The organism is Tenacibaculum sp. SDUM215027 (assembly GCF_050566205.1).
GTDB lineage: Bacteria > Bacteroidota > Bacteroidia > Flavobacteriales > Flavobacteriaceae > Polaribacter.
Genome location: NZ_JBNXUE010000004.1, coordinates 283,745 through 302,746, shown reverse-complemented (window position 1 = coordinate 302,746; position 19,002 = coordinate 283,745). Strand labels below are relative to the sequence as shown.

18 protein-coding genes, 1 other RNA gene and 1 pseudogene are annotated in these 19,002 nt (G+C 30.7%); 8 read left to right on the top strand and 12 right to left on the bottom strand.

The genetic code is table 11. The annotated features are described in order from the left end of the window. Nucleotides 1-1,425: a CCA tRNA nucleotidyltransferase gene (locus ACQYZ7_RS11430; protein WP_430729869.1), complete on the top strand. Its 1,425-nt coding sequence runs from the start codon at nt 1-3 to the stop codon at nt 1,423-1,425. Between the two features lie 56 nt (nt 1,426-1,481). Here ACQYZ7_RS11430 and ACQYZ7_RS11425 read toward each other — a convergent pair whose 3' ends face one another. The 4 genes from ACQYZ7_RS11425 to ACQYZ7_RS11410 all read right to left on the bottom strand — a co-directional run bounded on the left by ACQYZ7_RS11425 (nt 1,482) and on the right by ACQYZ7_RS11410 (nt 6,611). Continuing rightward, complete coding sequence (locus ACQYZ7_RS11425) at nt 1,482-3,311, bottom strand: ABC transporter ATP-binding protein (RefSeq protein ID WP_430729868.1); 1,830 nt, start codon at nt 3,309-3,311, stop codon at nt 1,482-1,484. Beyond that, nucleotides 3,311-5,020 carry a phospho-sugar mutase gene (locus ACQYZ7_RS11420; protein WP_430729867.1) on the bottom strand — a complete coding sequence of 570 codons (1,710 nt, stop codon included), beginning with the start codon at nt 5,018-5,020 and terminating at the stop codon, nt 3,311-3,313. Before ACQYZ7_RS11420 ends, ACQYZ7_RS11425 begins: the two co-directional genes overlap by 1 nt. Before the next feature lie 33 nt (nt 5,021-5,053). Then, nucleotides 5,054-6,010, bottom strand: coding sequence for a glycosyltransferase family 2 protein (locus tag ACQYZ7_RS11415; protein ID WP_430729866.1), 957 nt, complete (start codon nt 6,008-6,010; stop codon nt 5,054-5,056). Between the two features lie 79 nt (nt 6,011-6,089). After that, a complete protein-coding gene (locus ACQYZ7_RS11410; RefSeq protein WP_430729865.1) occupies nt 6,090-6,611 on the bottom strand; it encodes a DUF4199 domain-containing protein in 522 nt (173 codons plus the stop codon). A 175-nt stretch (nt 6,612-6,786) separates the two neighbouring features. Between ACQYZ7_RS11410 and ffs the strand changes: the two genes are divergently transcribed. After that, an RNA gene (ffs, locus tag ACQYZ7_RS11405) (signal recognition particle sRNA small type) lies at nt 6,787-6,885 on the top strand. 28 nt (nt 6,886-6,913) lie between these two features. Here the strand turns inward: ffs and ACQYZ7_RS11400 are convergent. After that, nucleotides 6,914-7,828: a tyrosine recombinase gene (locus ACQYZ7_RS11400; RefSeq protein ID WP_430729864.1), complete on the bottom strand. Its 915-nt coding sequence runs from the start codon at nt 7,826-7,828 to the stop codon at nt 6,914-6,916. A 98-nt stretch (nt 7,829-7,926) separates the two neighbouring features. On the opposite strand from ACQYZ7_RS11400, the gene ACQYZ7_RS11395 reads away from it, so the two are divergent. The 3 genes from ACQYZ7_RS11395 to aroQ all read left to right on the top strand — a co-directional run bounded on the left by ACQYZ7_RS11395 (nt 7,927) and on the right by aroQ (nt 9,612). Next, nucleotides 7,927-8,418 carry a hypothetical protein gene (locus tag ACQYZ7_RS11395; RefSeq protein WP_430729863.1) on the top strand — a complete coding sequence of 164 codons (492 nt, stop codon included), beginning with the start codon at nt 7,927-7,929 and terminating at the stop codon, nt 8,416-8,418. 196 nt (nt 8,419-8,614) lie between these two features. Continuing rightward, entirely contained in the window at nt 8,615-9,097 is a 483-nt protein-coding gene (locus ACQYZ7_RS11390) for an outer membrane beta-barrel protein (protein ID WP_430729862.1), read from the top strand. Between the two features lie 98 nt (nt 9,098-9,195). Further along, a complete protein-coding gene (aroQ, locus tag ACQYZ7_RS11385; RefSeq protein WP_430729861.1) occupies nt 9,196-9,612 on the top strand; it encodes a type II 3-dehydroquinate dehydratase in 417 nt (138 codons plus the stop codon). Here aroQ and ACQYZ7_RS11380 read toward each other — a convergent pair. Further along, nucleotides 9,589-10,776 (bottom strand): DUF4105 domain-containing protein, encoded by a 1,188-nt coding sequence (locus ACQYZ7_RS11380; protein WP_430729860.1) that lies wholly within the window; start codon nt 10,774-10,776, stop codon nt 9,589-9,591. The two genes, aroQ and ACQYZ7_RS11380, sit on opposite strands and share 24 nt — an antisense overlap. Nucleotides 10,777-10,858: 82 nt before the next feature. Next, entirely contained in the window at nt 10,859-11,836 is a 978-nt protein-coding gene (locus ACQYZ7_RS11375; protein WP_430729859.1) for a YheT family hydrolase, read from the bottom strand. 99 nt (nt 11,837-11,935) lie between these two features. Between ACQYZ7_RS11375 and ACQYZ7_RS11370 the strand changes: the two genes are divergently transcribed. Continuing rightward, nucleotides 11,936-12,688 (top strand): CDP-alcohol phosphatidyltransferase family protein, encoded by a 753-nt coding sequence (locus ACQYZ7_RS11370; RefSeq protein ID WP_430729858.1) that lies wholly within the window; start codon nt 11,936-11,938, stop codon nt 12,686-12,688. Nucleotides 12,689-13,247: 559 nt separating this feature from the next. On the opposite strand, the pseudogene lptB reads toward ACQYZ7_RS11370, so the two are convergent. The 4 genes and pseudogenes from lptB to ACQYZ7_RS11350 form a co-directional block, all read right to left on the bottom strand. Continuing rightward, nucleotides 13,248-13,982: pseudogene (lptB, locus tag ACQYZ7_RS11365) on the bottom strand (LPS export ABC transporter ATP-binding protein); the annotation flags it as partial. Between the two features lie 87 nt (nt 13,983-14,069). Further along, the gene (locus ACQYZ7_RS11360) at nt 14,070-14,417 is read right to left on the bottom strand and encodes a carboxymuconolactone decarboxylase family protein (protein ID WP_303508322.1); all 348 of its coding nucleotides are present in this window, start codon (nt 14,415-14,417) and stop codon (nt 14,070-14,072) included. Beyond that, a complete protein-coding gene (gene tatC / locus ACQYZ7_RS11355) occupies nt 14,392-15,213 on the bottom strand; it encodes a twin-arginine translocase subunit TatC (protein WP_430729857.1) in 822 nt (273 codons plus the stop codon). The genes ACQYZ7_RS11360 and tatC overlap by 26 nt, the downstream gene beginning before the upstream one ends. Nucleotide 15,214: 1 nt before the next feature. Continuing rightward, a complete protein-coding gene (locus ACQYZ7_RS11350) occupies nt 15,215-15,574 on the bottom strand; it encodes a CBS domain-containing protein (RefSeq protein WP_430729856.1) in 360 nt (119 codons plus the stop codon). A 146-nt stretch (nt 15,575-15,720) separates the two neighbouring features. On the opposite strand from ACQYZ7_RS11350, the gene ACQYZ7_RS11345 reads away from it, so the two are divergent. Both ACQYZ7_RS11345 and ACQYZ7_RS11340 read left to right on the top strand, forming a co-directional pair. Beyond that, complete coding sequence (locus ACQYZ7_RS11345) at nt 15,721-17,916, top strand: RecQ family ATP-dependent DNA helicase (RefSeq protein WP_430729855.1); 2,196 nt, start codon at nt 15,721-15,723, stop codon at nt 17,914-17,916. 109 nt (nt 17,917-18,025) lie between these two features. Then, nucleotides 18,026-18,619: a YdeI/OmpD-associated family protein gene (locus ACQYZ7_RS11340; protein ID WP_430729854.1), complete on the top strand. Its 594-nt coding sequence runs from the start codon at nt 18,026-18,028 to the stop codon at nt 18,617-18,619. Here the strand turns inward: ACQYZ7_RS11340 and ACQYZ7_RS11335 are convergent. Further along, a complete protein-coding gene (locus ACQYZ7_RS11335) occupies nt 18,616-18,987 on the bottom strand; it encodes a DUF4258 domain-containing protein (protein WP_430729853.1) in 372 nt (123 codons plus the stop codon). The two genes, ACQYZ7_RS11340 and ACQYZ7_RS11335, sit on opposite strands and share 4 nt — an antisense overlap. Nucleotides 18,988-19,002: the final 15 nt, after the last annotated feature.

Sequence of the window (19,002 nt, the reverse complement as noted above, 5' to 3'; positions counted from 1 at the left end):
ATGCAAGAACAATATTTTAAGGAAGCGATTTCCGCCGAAATATTTCAATATATATCCAAAGCAGCTAAAGAATTACAACTAGAAAGTTACGTAATTGGTGGCTTTGTCCGTGATTTTATTTTACAACGAGGAACGGCAAAAGATATCGATGTTGTAGCGGTAGGTAGTGGAATAGAATTAGCTCAAAAAGTGGCGAATTTATTACCAAATAAACCAAAAGTTCAGGTGTTTAAAACCTACGGAACAGCTATGCTGCGTTATAAAGACGTTGAAATAGAGTTTGTAGGTGCTCGTAAAGAATCGTATTCAGAAGATAGTAGAAACCCTAAAGTTTCTGAAGGAACGTTACAAGACGATCAAAACAGACGTGATTTTACTATCAATGCATTAGCATTGAGTTTGAATGAAGATAATTTTGGCTTGCTATTAGATCCTTTTGGAGGAATAGCTGATTTAGAGTCTAAAATTATAAGAACGCCGTTAGGTCCAGATATTACATATTCTGACGATCCGTTGCGTATGATGCGTGCTATTAGATTTGCAACACAATTAAATTTCGAAATAGAAGAGAAATCGTTAAACGCAATCACAAAAAATACAACGAGAATTGATATTATTACTCGTGAGCGTATTGTGGTTGAGTTGAATAAAATATTAGAGGCCCCAGTTCCATCAATTGGTTTTTTACTACTTGAAAAAACAGGACTGTTAGAAAGATTTCTACCTGAATTGATAGCTTTAAAAGGAGTAGAAGAGGTAGAAGGGCAAAAACACAAAGATAATTTTTACCATACGTTAGAAGTAGTCGATAATATTGCTAAAAATACTGATGATGTATGGCTTCGTTGGGCAGCACTGTTGCATGATATAGGTAAAGCACCGACTAAACGTTACCATAAAAAAATAGGATGGACTTTTCATTCACATGAATTTGTGGGGGCTAAAATGGTGTACAAATTATTTAAGCGCTTAAAAATGCCATTGAACAATAAGATGAAGTTTGTTCAAAAAATGGTATTACTGAGCTCTCGCCCAATTGTTTTAGCAAGTGAAGTAACTGATTCAGCGGTAAGACGTTTAATTTTTGACGCTGGTGATGATGTAGAATCATTAATGACTTTATGTGAAGCTGATATCACAACAAAAAATCCGAAGAAATTTAAACGTTATCATAAGAACTTTGAAATCGTTAGAGATAAAATTAAAGAAGTAGAAGAACGTGATAGAGTACGTAATTTTCAGCCACCAATTACAGGGGAAGAAATTATGAAAACTTTTAATTTACAACCGTGTAGAGAAATTGGTCAGATAAAAGAAGCTATAAAAGAAGCAATTTTAGATGGTAAGATTCCAAATGAACATGATGCTTCTTATCAATTTATGTTAGAAAAAGGAGTACAATTAGGGTTGAAAATAAGTGAGTAAATAAAATAGACACATCATAATAAAAAAGAGAAGCATTTGCCTCTCTTTTTTATTTGTTACCCTAAAGATTGCATTTCTACAAGCTTTTTGTAAGTTCCACTTTTAGATATTAATTCTTCGTGAGTTCCCTGTTCTACAATTTTTCCTTTTTTCATGACTACAATCATATCTGCTTTTTGAATGGTAGATAAACGATGCGCAATCACAACAGAGGTTCTGTTTTGCATCATTTTTTCTAAAGCGTCTTGTACTAGTTTTTCTGATTCAGTATCTAAAGCAGAAGTAGCTTCGTCTAAAATCATAATTGGTGGATTTTTAAGAACTGCACGTGCAATACTTAAACGTTGTTTTTGTCCACCTGAAAGTTTATTTCCGCTATCCCCAATATTGGTATCATAACCATTAGGTAAGTCTTTTATGAACTCATGAGCATTGGCAATTTTAGCAGCCTCTATAGTTTCTTTATCAGCTTTATTTTCAATTCCCAAAGTAATGTTATTCTTTATAGTATCATTAAATAAGATAGAGTCTTGGGTTACCATCCCCATTAATTGACGCAAAGAGTGTTTTTGAATGTTTTTTATGTTTATTTCGTCAAATAATATTTCCCCTTCATTTACATCATAAAAACGGGTTAATAAGTTGGCCAGAGTAGACTTTCCACTACCAGACTGTCCAACTAGAGCAACCATTTGTCCTTTAGGAACCTTAAGAGAAAAATTTTTTAAAACATATTCGTCTTCATATTTAAAAGAAATATTTTTAAATTCAATTTCTGTTTCAAAAGATGTTTTTACTTGTGCACTTTTTGTGTCTTTGATAGCGTTTTCAGTATCTAAAATTTCTAGAATTCTTTCTGCCGAAGCATTTCCTTTTTGAATAGCATAAAAGGCTGTAGAAATAGCTTTGGCAGGGTTTAGAATAAGGTAAAATAAACCAATATAAGCGAAAAATTGTTGTGGTTGTAATTCACTATTATTAGTGAGTACTAAGCGACCTCCAAACCATAAAATAGCAACAATAGTGAGTGTACCTAAAAATTCACTTAATGGAGAAGCTATTAATTTTCTTTGCCAGACAGATGTGGTAAGTCTGTATAAATCGTTTACTGTTTTATTGTATTTCTTTATAAAAGAATTTTCGGCAGTAAAACTTTTAATAATTTTTAAACCAGAGAGACTTTCTTCAATAATAGAAAGAAAATTCCCATTTTCTCTTTGTAATAATAGTGAGGTTGCTTTTAGCTTTTTACTAACAGTAGAGATGATTAATCCTGAAACTGGTAATAAAATAAAGACAAAAAGTGTAAGCTTTACGCTAATTAAAAACATAGATATTAACGTAAGGATTATAGTTAAAGGTTCACGTACTAAAGCTTCCAAAGAAGATAAATATGAGGCTTGAATTTCATTAATATCAGCAGTTATTCTTGAAATAGCATCTCCTTTGTGTTTTTCAGAAAAGAAAGATAAGGGTAAACTAATGTATTTTTCAAACAACACATTTCTTAAGTCACGAACTGTCTCCATTTGTAAGAAAACAATAAAATATGAAGCTAAATATCTAAATAAATTTTTAAAAAAGAATAAGAATAATGTTAGACCACTGACTAATAATAATGCATCCTCAACTCCTCCGTTTTCAATTAATTGAGAAACCTTATAATTTAAACTGCCTTGAATGTAATTTGATACACTTGTAAACCCATTATATTTTGGTGGAGCACTAACTTTTTCAGTACTATTAAATAATATACCTAGTACAGGAATAAATGCAAGGACTGATAAAACATTAAATATAGCATAAAGTATATTGAATAAGATGTTTAAAAAGGCATGCTTTTTATAAGGGTATGTGTATTTTAATATTCGTTTGAAATTTTGCATTATAAGTTAAGTTCTTTAATAATACGTTGAATTTTGTTGTCTAGCTTTTTTTCTACTTTCTTAGCATTTGAAAGATCACTTAATTTACTTTTAATACTAAAGTAAAATTTAATTTTAGGTTCAGTACCACTTGGTCGCGCAGCAATTTTGGTTCCATCTTCGGTATGATAAATCAATACATTTGATTTAGGAATATCGATTGTTGTTTCTTCTCCAGTTAGTAAATTTCTTCTTATTGAAGATTGATAATCATACAAGTACTCAACTTTAGAGCCATCAATTTCTGTTAGCGGATTGGAACGTAAATCAACCATCATTTGTTTGATTTGTTGCGCACCATCCATTCCTTTTTTAACTAAAGAAATTAAATGTTCTTTATAAAGGTGATGACGTGTGTATAAATTCAACAATTCTTTATAGAAAGAACTGCTATTAGCTTTCGCATCAGCGGCTATTTCACAAGCTAATAAGGCAGAAGTAACCGCATCCTTATCACGAACAAAATCACCAACCATATACCCAAAACTTTCTTCACCACCGCCAATAAAATTAAGTTCAGGGTAGTCTTTAATCATTTTAGCTATCCATTTAAAACCAGTTAACCCAACTTTAGTTTCAACTCCGTAAGAATTGGCAATTTCATTTACTAAATTGGTAGAAACAATTGTAGAACCTACAAATTGATTTCCGTTTAATTTACCTTGTTTTTTCCAGTCATTAATTAAAAAGTCGGTCATCATACTCATGGTTTGATTTCCATTTAGTAATTTTATATTTCCTTCAGTGTCACGAACAGCAATTCCAATTCTATCTGAATCAGGGTCGGTTCCTAACACAATATCTGCATCAATTTTATTCGCTAAATCAACAGCCATTTTAAGAGCAGCTGGTTCTTCTGGGTTTGGAGATTTAACTGTAGGGAAATCACCGTCTGGAATAGCTTGCTCTTCAACAATATGAACTTGCGTATAACCAGCGCGTTTTAAAACTTCAGGAATTAATTTAATAGAAGTTCCGTGTAATGAAGTAAATACAATTTTTAAATTTTCACGCTCTTTTACATCAAAAGTTCCATTTTTTAAGGAAGCTTTCCAAAAAGCTTCGTCAACTTCATTTCCAATAGAAGTAATTAATTCATCTTTCACATTAAAATTAATTTCTGCAAAAGCCAGTGAATTTACTTCATCTATAATTCCTTGATCCTGTGGAGGAACAATTTGTCCACCATCATTCCAATACACTTTATAACCGTTGTATTCAGGTGGATTGTGAGAAGCAGTTAGTACAATTCCTGCATCACAATCTAAATAATTTACAGCAAATGAAAGCTCAGGAGTAGGGCGTATATCTTCAAACAGATAAACCTTTATGTTGTTTGCAGATAATACATTAGCAACAATTTTGGCTAACCACTTGCTGTCGTGACGACAATCATATCCTATAGCTACTTTCAATTCCTTATTAGAGTGTACTTTGTGTAAGTAATTACTTAAACCTTGAGTAGCTTTACCTAAAGTGTACTTATTAATTCGGTTGGTTCCTGCACCTACAATTCCGCGCATTCCACCTGTTCCGAATTCTAAATTTTTATAAAAACGATCGGCTAAATCGTCAGCATTAGTATCAATTAACTGCTGAATTTCTTGTTGTGTTTCTGAATCAAATGTATCAGATAGCCATTGTTTGGCTTTGTTTAAAATCTCTTTCATGGATCAAATTAAAAAACGTACAAAGATACGGGTTTAAAAGTTCAGTTTTTCTTTGATTATATAGTGTTTTTGTTGCGGATTACTTTTGATGATTAGCTCACCTAAAAAGCCAGCCAAAAAAAGTAAAGTACCTAAAATCATTGAGGTTAAGGCAATGTAAAACCACGGATTACTAGTTACTAGTATGGCTTTTACTCCTGTAGAAAGCTGGTAAATTTTCATAGCTCCTATAAAGAAAGCTGAGAAAAAACCAAAGATAAACATTAGCGTTCCCCATAAGCCAAAAAAGTGCATTGGTCTTTTTCCAAATTTTGAAAGAAATGAAATGGTGATTAGGTCTAAAAACCCGTTAACAAAACGATCCATTCCAAATTTAGTTACTCCATATTTACGAGCTTGGTGTTGTACTACCTTTTCATCAATACGGTTGAACCCTTCATTTTTTGCTAACACAGGAATATAGCGATGCATTTCACCACTAACTTTAACTGCTTTAACAACTTCATTTTTATAAGCTTTTAATCCACAGTTAAAGTCGTGTAACTTTAAGCCTGAAGTTTTGCGAGCTGCCCAGTTGAATAATTTTGAGGGAATATTTTTGGTTACAACATTATCGTAACGTTTCCTTTTCCAACCAGATATTAAATCGAAGTTCTCTTCAATAATTAATTTATAAAGTTCAGGAATTTCATCAGGACTATCTTGTAAATCCGCATCCATGGTAATAACTACTCTTCCTTGAGTTAATCCAAAACCAGCGTCTAAAGCTTGAGATTTACCATAATTCCTTTGAAATCGTAAACCTTTTACTTCTTGATGCCTTTGTGATAACTCCTCTATTATTTTCCATGAATTATCAGTACTGCCATCATCAATAAAGATAAGTTCATATAAAAACTGATTGGATTGCATAACTTTTGCAATCCAATCGTATAATTCTGGTAAAGATTCCTCTTCGTTAAGAAGTGGTATTACTACCGATATATCCATATATTTTGTTCAGTGTTTAAAGAAGGTAAAGTTACAAAGTATTCGTTATACGTAAAACATTTATCTATTTAAAACTATATTAATATTGTTCTTCTTCTGTTTTTTTCATAACAGCACCTGCAATGAGAGAAGTTACTCCGCCTAAGAACATATTCATTATAAATACGCCACCGAATAAAGAAAGGAAGAAGAATTTTCTTGATTGGTTTTCACTTTCTTCAATTTGCTCTGGAGTCATTCCAAAACTATCTGCCCAAATAACTTTTTGCATCTCTATAGTATTATTCATAAAGTTAGGTTCTATTACAAAAGCAAAAATGGCATAATAAGTTATAATAACTAATGTAGCTATTAATGTAATACCTAATCCAACTTTTAATGCTTTACCAAATGAAATAAGTTCATTATTATTAGATTTATATTTTCTAATACCAAGAATAATAAAAGCTACAAGAGCTATAAAACCTGCAATACCTGAAATAAATTCTTGTATATACTGCATTCCTAAAGCATATTTTATAAGAGCTATTAAAATAGAAGCTCCTCCTAAATATAATCCGTAGTTTAAAATAATGTTTTTACTGTTTGCTTGATTTTCCATTTTGTGAATTTAGTTAGTGATACAAATATATTCTTTTTACTGTTATGTTTATTTTTTACTGCTAAAAGCAAAAAATATAGACAACAAATTATTAGTATTCAAAAACTTAGAAATGTTACAAAATTTTTATGCAAATTTTGTTGTTTTTTACGAAAAAATGGTTGTAAATTTGCATCGGCAAGTCCTACACAACCAGCTCCCTTTGAATCCCCCAGGGCGGGAACGCAGCAAGGGTATTAGGTTGTAGCGGTGTGATGTAGGTAGCTTGCCTTTTTTTGTACCCGATAGTTTCGTTTATTTTCTTATTCTTTTAAATTCAAATTACTTCTAGGGTGATGTAATTCAACCACTTCTTTAAGGTAGCTATTATCTAAATGCACGTATATTTCTGTTGTAGTAATACTTTCATGTCCTAATAATTGTTGAATAACACGTAAATCTGCTCCATTTTTTAGTAAATATGTAGCAAAGGAGTGTCTTAATGTATGTGGACCAATACTTTTTTTTAGATTTATTTTCTGAGCCAATTCTTTTAAAATAATAAATATCATTTGTCGTGTTAATCGTTTTCCTCTTCTGTTTAAGAAAACGGTATCTTCATCCTCCTTTTTAGGTGTTACTTGAGATCTAATTTCACTAATATAAAAGTTAAGTCTGCGAATCGTGGTAATATGTATAGGTACAAAACGGTATTTATTTCCTTTACCCAGTATTTGTATATAACCTTCTTCAAAAAATAAATCAGATAGTTGTAGGTTGATTAACTCACTTACACGAAGACCACAACTATAAATTGTTTCAATAATAGTTTTGTTGCGCTCTCCTTGTGGATGACTTAAATCGATAGCAGCAATTAATTTATCTATATCTTCTTTTTCTAAGGTGTCAGGGAGTTTCCTTATAATATTTGGGCTTTCAATTAAATCGGTTGGATTATCTTGTCGATAATCTTCAAAAATTAAATAGCCAAAAAAACTACGTAATCCAGAAATCAATCGTGCTTGAGTACGAGCATTGATTACTTTACTTGTTTCATAAATGAAGTTTTGTAGTATTTCAGAATTTATATGAATTGGAGAAGGTGCTGAATCTAATGTATCTAGAAACAAAACAAGTTTTTTTATATCCCTTTGATAGCTATCAATAGAGTTTTTCGAAAGTCCTCTTTCAATTTTTAAAAAATTGATATAATCGGATATTGCTTGGTTCCAGTTCATTATAAAAAAATAGCTATTCTTTTTAAAAAAGCATATTGATAGATGTAAAAATAAAATTATTTTTGCAGCACAAACTTAAAATTATAAATTTAAAAATTATGAAAAAATTATTAGTAGTAATTGCTATGGTAGCTGCAGGTTTTACTGCGAATTCACAAGAAACTAACGGACAAACAGTTAAAGGAAAGTGGGTTATTGAAGCGAACACAGGTTCAGCAACTACAGGAAACACTTCTTTTTCTTTGGCTACTTCGAATGGAAATACGCAATGGAGTTTAGGTTTAGATGGAGGTTATTTTGTGGCAGACGATTTAGCTATAAAAGCAGGAATGGGTTACGGAGACAATGGTTCATCTGATGCATTTGTATATAAAATAGGTGCTGAATATTATATTGGGAGCCAATTCCCTGTAAGTGTAGATTTCACAGGAAACACAGGTAGTGAACTAAAGTGGTTAGGTTTACAAGCAGGTTATGCATGGTTTTTAGGAGAAAACGTAAGCTTGAAACCAGCTGTTAGATATAATGTAGGTTTAGATAATCAAGATGGTGTTTTTCAAGGGCTTATAGGTTTTGCTTTGTATTTCTAAGAATAAACAAAAAAGTGAAATAAAAAAAGGAAGCAAATTTGCTTCCTTTTTTTTTATTTTAAATATAAGTGGTTTGTTATTAGTAGTTTAGGGTTTTAAATACATTTGTAAGACTTTTTTTAAAAAAAAAGAGCAACTAGATTCTTAATTAAATGTATCTTTGCCGGCTCAAAACAAAACTTATAAAACAAAAATTATGAAAAAATTTTTAGTAGTTGCTATGATGGCTTTCGGTTTAGCTGTTAACGCACAAGAAGGACAATTAAACGTTGGTGGTACTATTGGATTACCTGTTGGTGATGCTGAAGAAGCTAATGTAACAGGAGCAATTGAAGCTAATTATTTATTTGATGTTGCTGAAGGTTTTAAAGTAGGACCATCTGTGTCTTACTTACATTTTCAACAAGATGGAGCTGATGCTGCTTTTATTCCAGTATCTGTAGCAGGTCGTTATAGTTTTGCTGATAAATTTTCAGTAGGAGCTGACTTAGGGTACGGTATTGGAGTTAGACCTTCTGGTATTGAAAGTGGTTTTTACTTTAGACCAATCGTTGGTTACCAAGTAACTGAAAAAATTAACTTACATGTAGATTATACAAGTGTTGTATTAGACACTGATTTCGGTAATTCTACTCCAGCTACAATTGGAATTGGAGGAACTTATTCTTTCTCTTTATAGTAAGAAATTTTACAATAAGAAGAAAAAGGAAGCAAATTTGCTTCCTTTTTTTATGCTTAAAAGTTAAAAAGAGTATTTTTACCTTATAAATATTAAGGATGAAAAAAATAGTTATAATCAACGGACCTAATTTAAACTTGTTAGGGAAAAGAGAGCCTGAAATTTACGGATCAAATTCTTTTGAAGATTTTTTTAAGGAACTAAAGAATAATTATACTAATGCAAATTTAGAATATTTTCAGTCGAATATCGAAGGAGAAATAATAGATAAATTGCATGAAGTGGGTTTTGATTATGATGGTATCATTCTAAATGCAGCAGCTTACACCCATACTTCTGTTGGTATTGGTGACGCTGTAAAAGGTATAGAAAGCCCTGTGGTTGAAGTGCATATTTCAAATATACACGCTAGAGAAGAATTTCGCCATGTTAGTTATATAGCCCCGAACGCTAAAGGAGTTATTTTTGGATTTGGTTTACAAGGATATGAACTAGCGATTCAAAGTTTTCTGTAAATACCAATAGCGAACTCCCAATAATATAAATAAGGGAATTATAGGGTATGTGTATAGCTGTACTTTAGTAAGCCAAATAAAAGGTGTAAGTATTAAAAGTACTAGTAAAACCTTGACATAGACATTGACCCATTTTGGTAGGCTATTTTTTAATAAGATAAAAGAGATAAGTAGATTAGGAGCAAAAGCCCATAAAAAATTAAAGTTATTAGGAGCGGTCGAATGATTGGTAAAAAACCATAGGAAAACAATCAAAAAACCTAAAATTCCTGTTGTAAAAAACAATATAAAGTCTAACCACTTGGTTCTTTTAGAGTTTAGAAAGTCTTTATAAGTGATGAATAATCCAAATAAAGAAAACAAAAAAAATGCTAAAAACGGACTAAAAGTATCACTTTTTGATTGTTTTTCTTTAAAGTCTAATAAAATAGTTGTCTTTTGTATTAAGTCTTCTTCTTTACCATTTTTCATTATTTTTGACGACTTTAAAGCTTCAAAAACATAATCAGGTAAGTATAGGTATTCTATTGGGGGGGCTACTTTATCTAACCTATTCCCTAAAGCAATATTGATTCCTAAACTACCCCATGTATTAGGGTTAATTTCTTTATTCATTAACTGCCTTAATGATAAATTTTCTGTAACAAAATCATCCTTGAAAACTAAATTATCACCTGTAATTTTCTGAATAATATCACGAGGTCTGGTAGCACAATTATCAAAATAAGGGTCGTAAAAATAGCTTGCGTTTTTGGGCAGCACATTTGTTTCTAAAAATTGAAAAAACTCATTTTTTTGTTGCTGTGTTAAATTTAAAATTTGCTCTTTAACCCAACGTTCATCTTGTTGTGCGCTTTTTAATGATAGATGAAATGGGTAACGAGCCAATTTATATTTCATAAAACCTTTCGTAAAGTTTACGTAAAAGTTGGGGTCATCAAAATCAAAAATACCATAATTGTAAAGTAAATCTAATTGTAAAACAGGATCTTTTACCCTAATAGCAGTATGACCAAATTTTTCGTATAATTCTTCTCCAGGACCTGAAGTGATAATACTTATTTGAGAGAACTTAGATAACCCTAATGAGTTTACTTTTTGAGAAAAAACAGTGTTTATACTAAGTAAGGCTAAAAGAAAAAAAGTATATTTTTTTATCATCATAAATTCTAACAAGATATGTATTGGTGTTTTACAAATATCATAAATACAATTAACATAACTAAAGCTTTTTAATGTTATTGTTTTAGTGTGTTATTCCGATAGTCTCTCGAATAAATTGAGCTATTTGTTGTTCTAACCATCTGTTTTCTGTGTTAGAAAAAGAAGACATAAATCCAACATGACCACCATAATTAGGAGTTAGTAAATGAAAATTCTTCATTTCTTTTGCTTCTTTTACAGGATAACATTCTTGCGATAAAAAACTATCATCTAAGGCATTTATAAGTAATGTAGGGGCTTTTATTTCAGGAATGAAAGGTTTGGCACTTGCTTTTTGCCAATAATCTTCCGAACTCTTAAAATCAAAAACAGGCACAGTGTACTGTTTTTCTAAATGTCTGAATTTACTTGCCTTGAATAGTAATTCCTTATTCAGTTTAAAATCAGGAAACTTTTCTGCTTTTTGTAGCAGTTTCAATTTCATAGTGCGTAAAAACTCACTGAGATAAATTTTGTTTTTTAGTTTATTTAGTTCTGCTTGAGAAGAAGTTAAATCTACTGGAACAGAAACAGCGACACCTCCTTTTACTTCTGAAGGTATGTCGCTATATTCTCCTAAGTATTTTAAAGTTAAGTTTCCTCCTAAACTAAAGCCAATAATTATAATGTTCTCGTAGTTATAATTATTAGTTAAATGTTTAATAACAAAATCAACATCATCTGTTTTTCCACTATGATAAGTTTCTAAAAGTAAATTATCCTCTCCGCTACATCCTCTTAAATTCATACAAACTGTATCAAAGCCTATACTGTTTAAATGGTTAGATGTCGTAATCATATAATTTGACTCTGAACTACCTTCTAATCCATGAATTAGTAAAACCAAAGTCTTAGAACCTATGAAAGAAAAGTCTAAATCAATAAAATCAGCATCCCAAGTAGTAACTCTTTTTCGATGGTAATTAATTGTGTCTTTCATAAACAAAGGACGATATACCGTATTAAAATGTGCACTTCTAAAGGGTAAACTGGGGAAAAATGTTTTGGTAATTATAGGCATGTTTTTCGTACTAGCGGTTTTTAACAAATATGATAAAAAAAGACTTAAATGTAAAACTGATTAAATGATTTCTTATTTTCGCTATAAATTAAGAATACTATGAATATCAAAAAATATATACCCAACTTACTGACTTTAGGAAATTTGTTATGTGGTACTATTGCTACTGTTTTTGCTATTAAAGGTGATTTTTTTGCAACAGCAATTTTAGTAATGCTAGGGATTCTTTTTGATTTTTTTGATGGATTTGCTGCTCGTATGTTAAAAGTACAAGGTGAATTAGGAAAACAGTTAGATAGTTTGGCAGATATGGTAACGAGTGGGGTAGTACCAGGAATCGTAATGATGCAGATGCTAGTAAATGCTTTAGATGTTGATGCTGTTGGATATTTTGGAGTAGACGAATATGGTGCAACAGGAAGTAATTTACCATATTTAGGGTTGTTACTAACATTGGGTGCTGGATACCGCTTAGCAAAATTTAATATTGATGAACGCCAGTCGGATAGTTTTATAGGAGTTCCTACACCAGCAATGAGTTTGTTTGTGATTTCTCTACCTTTAATTGCTCAGTTTGATAAAGAATCGTTTTTAATAGGTTTAATTGAGAATCAATATTTTTTAATATTAATTACAGTATTATTTACATATTTAATGAATGCTGAAATTCCGTTATTTTCTTTAAAATTTAAAAACTTTCATTTTAAAGATAACGTGATTAAGTACGTGTTTTTAGTTTTATCAATTATATTAATTATCACTTTAAAAATTGTTGCCATTCCAATGATTATTCTTTCATATGTGGTATTATCCATTGTAAATAACTCAGATAAAAAACTTTCTTCAAAATAGAATTCAAAAAAATAAGGTTATATCTTAAATGAAACAAAAAAACACGTTGTGAATCAACGTGTTTTTTTGTTTTGATTTTGAAAATTATTTTTTAGGTGTTTTTTTGAGGTTCAAAAATGTTACTTATGAAATGATAATTTTCTAAAGATATTTTATCTTCAGTAAAGACTTTATCCATAAGTTTATTTTTCGTAAAATCTCCTTTTTTGTAGATATCCCAGCTTTCGTTATTTCTATTGGTTAATGTAACTTTATCTGAACCTATTTCAAAGTTACACCAATCATTATAATTAGCTATTTTTTTGTAGCTATGATCAGACACTTTGATATTCCCTTTTACACTTAAATTCTCTATATCAATGCATAAATTACAGAAATCGATGAAGCTCATATTATCCGCAGGTATAACAAGAAAAGAATTAGTATTCCCTTTTTTTCTATACAGCTTAAAACCATCTTTTAAGTTTTGGTTATGATAAACTTTAGAAAAAGAGGAGAAAAGATCTTCTTCTTTTGCGTTCTCAATTATGAAATGATTTTGTGTTACAGCTTGATTATTATCAAATTTCTTCTTTTTAAGCTCAAAATCCTTTCCAAGATATACCCTACGAACAGTTTCATCTTCAGCCAGCTCTTCAGGAGTTCCTTCTTTTAAAATACCTCCATTGTACATTAAGTATGTCCTATCAGTAATAGCTAAAGTTGCTTGTACGTCGTGATCGGTAATTAAAATACCAATATTTTTATTTTTTAGTTGTGCCACAATTCCTTGAATATCTTCCACCGCAATAGGATCAACTCCTGCAAAAGGCTCATCTAATAAAATGAATTTAGGATCAGAAGCTAAACAACGTGCAATTTCTGTTCTACGACGTTCACCACCTGATAATAAATCACCACGGTTTTTACGCACGTGTCCCAAACTAAACTCATCAATTAACTCTTCTAAACGTTGTTTTCTTTCGGTTTTAGTTCTATCTGTAAATTCAAGAACAGACATAATATTATCCTCTACAGATAATTTTCTAAAAACAGAAGCTTCTTGTGCTAAATAACCAATTCCTTTTTGAGAACGTTTATACATAGCATCTGTAGTAATTTCTTCGTTATCTAAAAAAATATGACCATCATTAGGTTTAATCATACCTACAATCATATAGAAAGAAGTAGTTTTACCAGCTCCATTAGGACCAAGTAACCCAATAATTTCACCTTGTTCAACTTCCAGAGATATTCCCTTTACTACTTTTCTACTACCGTATATCTTTTGTATGTTGTCTGCTCTTAACTTCATTTATTATTGTTGAAAAATGGAATTGTTTAAAGTATAAAAGTAACAAAACTGTTTCTTAAAAACTTCTTAAATCAATATAAGTATAAATTAAGCGTCTTTTTCTAAAGCTTCCCAAAACTCTACAGCTCTTCGTAAATGAGGAATTAAAATAGTTCCACCAACTAATGTAGCAATACTCATAGTTTCCATCATTTCTTCTTTGGTTACTCCATTTTCGTATGCTGTTTTTAAATGATAAGCAATACAATCATCGCAACGTAGCACTGCAGATGCTACCAAACCTAGTAATTCTTTAGTTTTAACAGGTAAATGCCCTTCTGTAAAAGCATTAGTGTCTAAGTTAAAAATACGTTTGATTACTTTATTATCTGATGCTAAAATTTTTTCGTTCATTTTAGCACGGTAGTCGTTAAACTCTTGGACTTTTTGTGACATTCTTTTGTTGTTGTTTTAAGACAAATTTTGAAACATAAATACTCATTTCATATAAAATCATGATAGGTACAGATACAATTACCTGACTAGCCACATCTGGCGGGGTAATAATTGCAGATAATACCAATACCACCACTAATGCGTGTTTGCGATACTTTCTTAAAAACTCTGGGGTAATTAACCCTATTTTTGTTAGGAAGAAAATTACAACAGGAAGCTCAAAAAATATAGCAACACCTAGTAATGTATTTGTTATAAGACTAATGTAAGCCTCCAGCTTAAAGTTGTTTTGAATAGCATCTGATATTTCAAAATTGTAAAAGAAATATACAGACATAGGTAAAATAACGTAATAGCTAAATAAGATTCCTAAAAAGAATAAGAAAGAAGAAGTAAAAATAAATCCTTTTGATTTTTTCTTTTCACTTTCGTGTAACCCAGGAGCTATAAATCTCCAAAATTCCCATAAAATATAAGGAAAGGCAACTACAAATCCTAAAATTAAAGAAGACCAAATCCCTGTCATTAATTGTTGAGTAGGATTTAAAGCTTGTAGAGTTTGTTTAAATTTAATTGCACAAAAGCTACTGTCAATTCCTATAGAAGAAAATACTTTACAAAAGAATTGATAAGTTGCAAAATCAGGTTTTAAATGAGCTAAAAGTATCTCATTAAAAACAAAATTAATGTTTGCAAAAATTATAATTGCAACAATAAAAATTGCTGCAAAACTTCTTACTAAATGCCATCTTAGCTCTTCAAGATGGTCTAAAAAAGACATTTCTTTTTCTGCCATCTTAAAATATTCCTTCTTTAATTAAGTCGTGTAAATGTACTACACCTACATAATTGTTATTTGTATCAGTAACTAAAATTTGTGTGATATTGTTATTTTCTAAGGTATCTAAAGCTTCAACAGCCATAGCATCTACATCAATTGTTTTTGGAGAAGTACTCATAATATCAGCAGCAGTAAGCTCATCTATTTTAGAGACATTTCTATTTTTAGAAAAAATAACACGACCTTTAGAATTAAATATGAAATTAACTGCGTCCGTAAACGAGCTATTTAATAAATTTGCTAAATTAGCAATAACATTACTTTCTAAAAGGATAGTTTCTTTTGCTGTTGAGAGAATAGCGTTTGCGTCTTTCAAGTTAAAAAAGTTTTAAGTATATTTTTAAAGTGTAAAAATAGGAATATTTGAGAAGAAAATCTTTTTTAATAAAAAGAAAGTTTACGTTATATATTGTTGGGAATTTTTGTAAATTAGTTCTCGTTTTTAATTTTTGATATTAGAAGATGAATAAAGAGCAGACGGATTTATATGGATCATTAAAAAAAATCTTCGGATTTAACCAGTTTAAAGGGCTACAAGAAGATGTAGTTAACAGTGTTTTAGAAAATAAAAACACATTTGTTATAATGCCTACTGGTGGTGGTAAATCGCTATGTTATCAATTACCTGCCTTAATGAAGGAAGGTACAGCAATTGTGGTGTCACCATTAATTGCCTTAATGAAAAACCAAGTAGATGCCATTAGAGGAATTTCTGAAAATCATGGAATAGCCCATGTATTAAATTCTTCCTTAAACAAGTCGGAGATTGCCCAAGTAAAATCAGATATTGAAGCAGGAATTACAAAATTATTGTATGTAGCTCCTGAATCTTTGATTAAAGAAGAATATGCTGAGTTTTTAAGAAGGCAAAAAATATCGTTTGTTGCAATTGATGAAGCGCATTGTATTTCTGAATGGGGACACGATTTTAGACCTGAATACAGGAATTTACGAAACATTATTAAACAAATTGATAATGTGCCAATTATTGGTTTAACAGCAACTGCAACAGAAAAAGTACAAGAGGATATTCTTAAAACTCTAGGAATGACTGATGCAAACGTGTTTAAAGCATCTTTTAACAGAGCAAACCTATTCTACGAAGTTAGACCAAAAACAAAAGATGTAGAAAAAGATATTATTCGCTTTATAAAACAGCGACTAGGGAAATCAGGGATTATATACTGCTTGAGTCGTAAGAAAGTAGAAGAAATAGCACAAGTTTTACAAGTAAACGGAATCAATGCAGTTCCTTATCATGCAGGTTTAGATGCTAAAACGCGTGTAAGACATCAAGATATGTTTTTAATGGAAGATTGTGATGTTGTAGTAGCTACAATTGCCTTTGGTATGGGTATTGACAAGCCAGATGTTCGTTTTGTAATACATCATGATATTCCTAAAAGTTTAGAGAGTTATTATCAAGAAACAGGTAGAGCTGGTCGTGATGGAGGAGAAGGGTATTGTTTAACATTCTACTCGTATAAAGATATTGAGAAGCTTGAAAAATTTATGGCAAATAAGCCTGTAGCGGAGCAAGAAGTAGGGCATGCACTCTTACAAGAAGTAGTTGGGTATGCAGAAACTTCAATGAACAGGCGTAAATACTTACTGCATTACTTTGGAGAGGAGTTTGATAGTGTCAATGGTGATGGTGCCGAAATGGATGACAATATGCGAAACCCTAAGAAAAAGCATGAAGCTAAAGATGAAGTTGTAACCTTACTTTCTGTTATAAGAGATACTAGTGAAATGTATAAGCCAAAAGAAATTGTAAACACAATAATTGGTAAAGAAAATGCATTGTTAAACTCTCATAAAACAAATATTCAACCTTTTTTTGGTGTTGGTAAAGGTAAGGATAACCATTATTGGATGGCTTTAATTCGTCAAGTATTAGTGGCAGATTTAATTAAGAAAGAAATAGAACAGTATGGTGTTTTAAAGCTAACTAAAGAAGGTAAAGAGTTTATAAAGAATCCGTCATCATTTATGATGACAGAAAATCATGTTTATAAAACAGCGGATGATGGTACAATTATAACCAACGAAAAATCAGTAGGTGGAGTAGACGATAAGTTAGTAACAATGTTGAAAGACCTAAGAAAAAAAGTAGGAAAACGTATTGGAGTTCCACCGTTTGCAGTTTTTCAAGATCCATCACTTGATGATATGGCACTTAAATATCCAGTAACACTAGATGAACTGGCAAAAGTCCATGGTGTTGGAGAAGGTAAGGCAAAAAAATACGGTAAAGATTTCGTTGCACTTATTACAAAGTATGTAGAAGATAACGAAATTATGCGTCCGGATGATTTAATAGTTAAGAGCACAGGAGTTAATTCTGGATTAAAACTTTATATCATTCAGAATACAGATAGAAAATTACCTTTAGATGATATTGCAAAATCAAAAGGTTTAGAAATGTCTGAGTTGATAAAAGAAATGGAGGCTATTGTTTTTTCGGGAACTAAACTAAATATTGATTATGCAGTTGATGATTTGTTAGATGAAGATCAACAAGAAGAAATTCATGATTATTTTATGGAAGCTGAGACTGATAAAATTCAAGAAGCCTTAGATGAGTTTGATGGAGATTATGATGATGATGAATTGCGATTAATGCGTATTAAATTTACCAGTGAAATAGCTAACTAAAAAACTCTATTGTATGAAAGCAAGTACTATTTTGGGAGGAATAGTTTGGAATGTTACGAGATAAGAGTATAGTGTAAGTTGGATGGTATCTTTAGAAGAATATAGCATAATGAATTCCAAAATAACACAATACATACAAGATAAAAGTAATTGGGCGCAAGAGTTAAATCTCTTGCGTTCTGTTTTTCTAGAACTTCCTCTTGAAGAAACTATTAAATGGGGATCTCCTGTTTATGTGTATAAAGGAAAAAATATTGTAGGCTTATCAGCTTTTAAAAACTATTGTGGTTTGTGGTTTTTTCAAGGGAGTTTTTTAATTGATAAAGAAAAAGTATTAGTAAATGCTCAAGAAGGAAAAACCCTAGCAATGCGTCAATGGAGGTTTAAGGAATTAAATGAAATTGATACAGAATTGGTTAAGCAATATGTATTAGAAGCTATTAAAAATTCTGAGGAAGGAAAAGAACTAAAGCTTAAAAGGAATACGAAACCTTTAATTATTCCTAAAGAGTTACAGTTAGCATTAGACAAAAATGATAGGTTAAAAGAAACTTTTAATGAGTTTACCTTGAGTAAACAAAGGGAATTTTTTGATTATATTTCCGAGGCAAAAAGGGAAGTAACCAAAGTAAAACGACTCGAAAAAATTATTCCGATGATATTAAATAGAGTAGGTTTGTATGATAAGTATAAAAACTGCTAGTTAATCGTAATTTTATTAATTGTAGCAGTTGAGTCACAACGTGTAATATATAAATCAATGTGATTTAAGCTGTCTTTTCCAGTGATAAAGTATTCAGCACAAGGTTTTAAACGAGGTTTACTTTTTCCAAAATCAACATCTCCATGGTTTAAAATAGTAGAAATAGTAGCTGTGTCAATTTTTGAAGTAGCTAATATTTGTTGAGCATTATCAGAAAACAAACGTTTTTTTATTCTAATGGTTTTTAAAGTACGAGCGTCCATTCCGTAATCGAAAGAAACATCTTTACCTTTCCAAATAAAAAGTACCACTAAACTCCCTAAGGCAATTCCTATTAAATAATACCCAAAACGTTTTAACAAATGCATAATTTAAAATTGAAA

Coding starts and splice junctions, on each gene's coding strand:
- ACQYZ7_RS11360 (WP_303508322.1), bottom strand. CDS start 14,417: ATGTCACAAAAAGTCCAAGAGTTTAACGACTACCGTGCTAAAATGAAC.
- tatC (WP_430729857.1), bottom strand. CDS start 15,213: ATGGCAGAAAAAGAAATGTCTTTTTTAGACCATCTTGAAGAGCTAAGA.
- ACQYZ7_RS11390 (WP_430729862.1), top strand. CDS start 8,615: ATGAAAAAATTTTTAGTAGTTGCTATGATGGCTTTCGGTTTAGCTGTT.
- ACQYZ7_RS11410 (WP_430729865.1), bottom strand. CDS start 6,611: ATGGAAAATCAAGCAAACAGTAAAAACATTATTTTAAACTACGGATTA.
- ACQYZ7_RS11430 (WP_430729869.1), top strand. CDS start 1: ATGCAAGAACAATATTTTAAGGAAGCGATTTCCGCCGAAATATTTCAA.
- ACQYZ7_RS11375 (WP_430729859.1), bottom strand. CDS start 11,836: ATGCCTATAATTACCAAAACATTTTTCCCCAGTTTACCCTTTAGAAGT.
- aroQ (WP_430729861.1), top strand. CDS start 9,196: ATGAAAAAAATAGTTATAATCAACGGACCTAATTTAAACTTGTTAGGG.
- ACQYZ7_RS11370 (WP_430729858.1), top strand. CDS start 11,936: ATGAATATCAAAAAATATATACCCAACTTACTGACTTTAGGAAATTTG.
- ACQYZ7_RS11380 (WP_430729860.1), bottom strand. CDS start 10,776: ATGATGATAAAAAAATATACTTTTTTTCTTTTAGCCTTACTTAGTATA.
- ACQYZ7_RS11400 (WP_430729864.1), bottom strand. CDS start 7,828: ATGAACTGGAACCAAGCAATATCCGATTATATCAATTTTTTAAAAATT.
- ACQYZ7_RS11335 (WP_430729853.1), bottom strand. CDS start 18,987: ATGCATTTGTTAAAACGTTTTGGGTATTATTTAATAGGAATTGCCTTA.
- ACQYZ7_RS11420 (WP_430729867.1), bottom strand. CDS start 5,020: ATGAAAGAGATTTTAAACAAAGCCAAACAATGGCTATCTGATACATTT.
- ACQYZ7_RS11415 (WP_430729866.1), bottom strand. CDS start 6,010: ATGGATATATCGGTAGTAATACCACTTCTTAACGAAGAGGAATCTTTA.
- ACQYZ7_RS11425 (WP_430729868.1), bottom strand. CDS start 3,311: ATGCAAAATTTCAAACGAATATTAAAATACACATACCCTTATAAAAAG.
- ACQYZ7_RS11345 (WP_430729855.1), top strand. CDS start 15,721: ATGAATAAAGAGCAGACGGATTTATATGGATCATTAAAAAAAATCTTC.
- ACQYZ7_RS11340 (WP_430729854.1), top strand. CDS start 18,026: ATGAATTCCAAAATAACACAATACATACAAGATAAAAGTAATTGGGCG.
- ACQYZ7_RS11395 (WP_430729863.1), top strand. CDS start 7,927: ATGAAAAAATTATTAGTAGTAATTGCTATGGTAGCTGCAGGTTTTACT.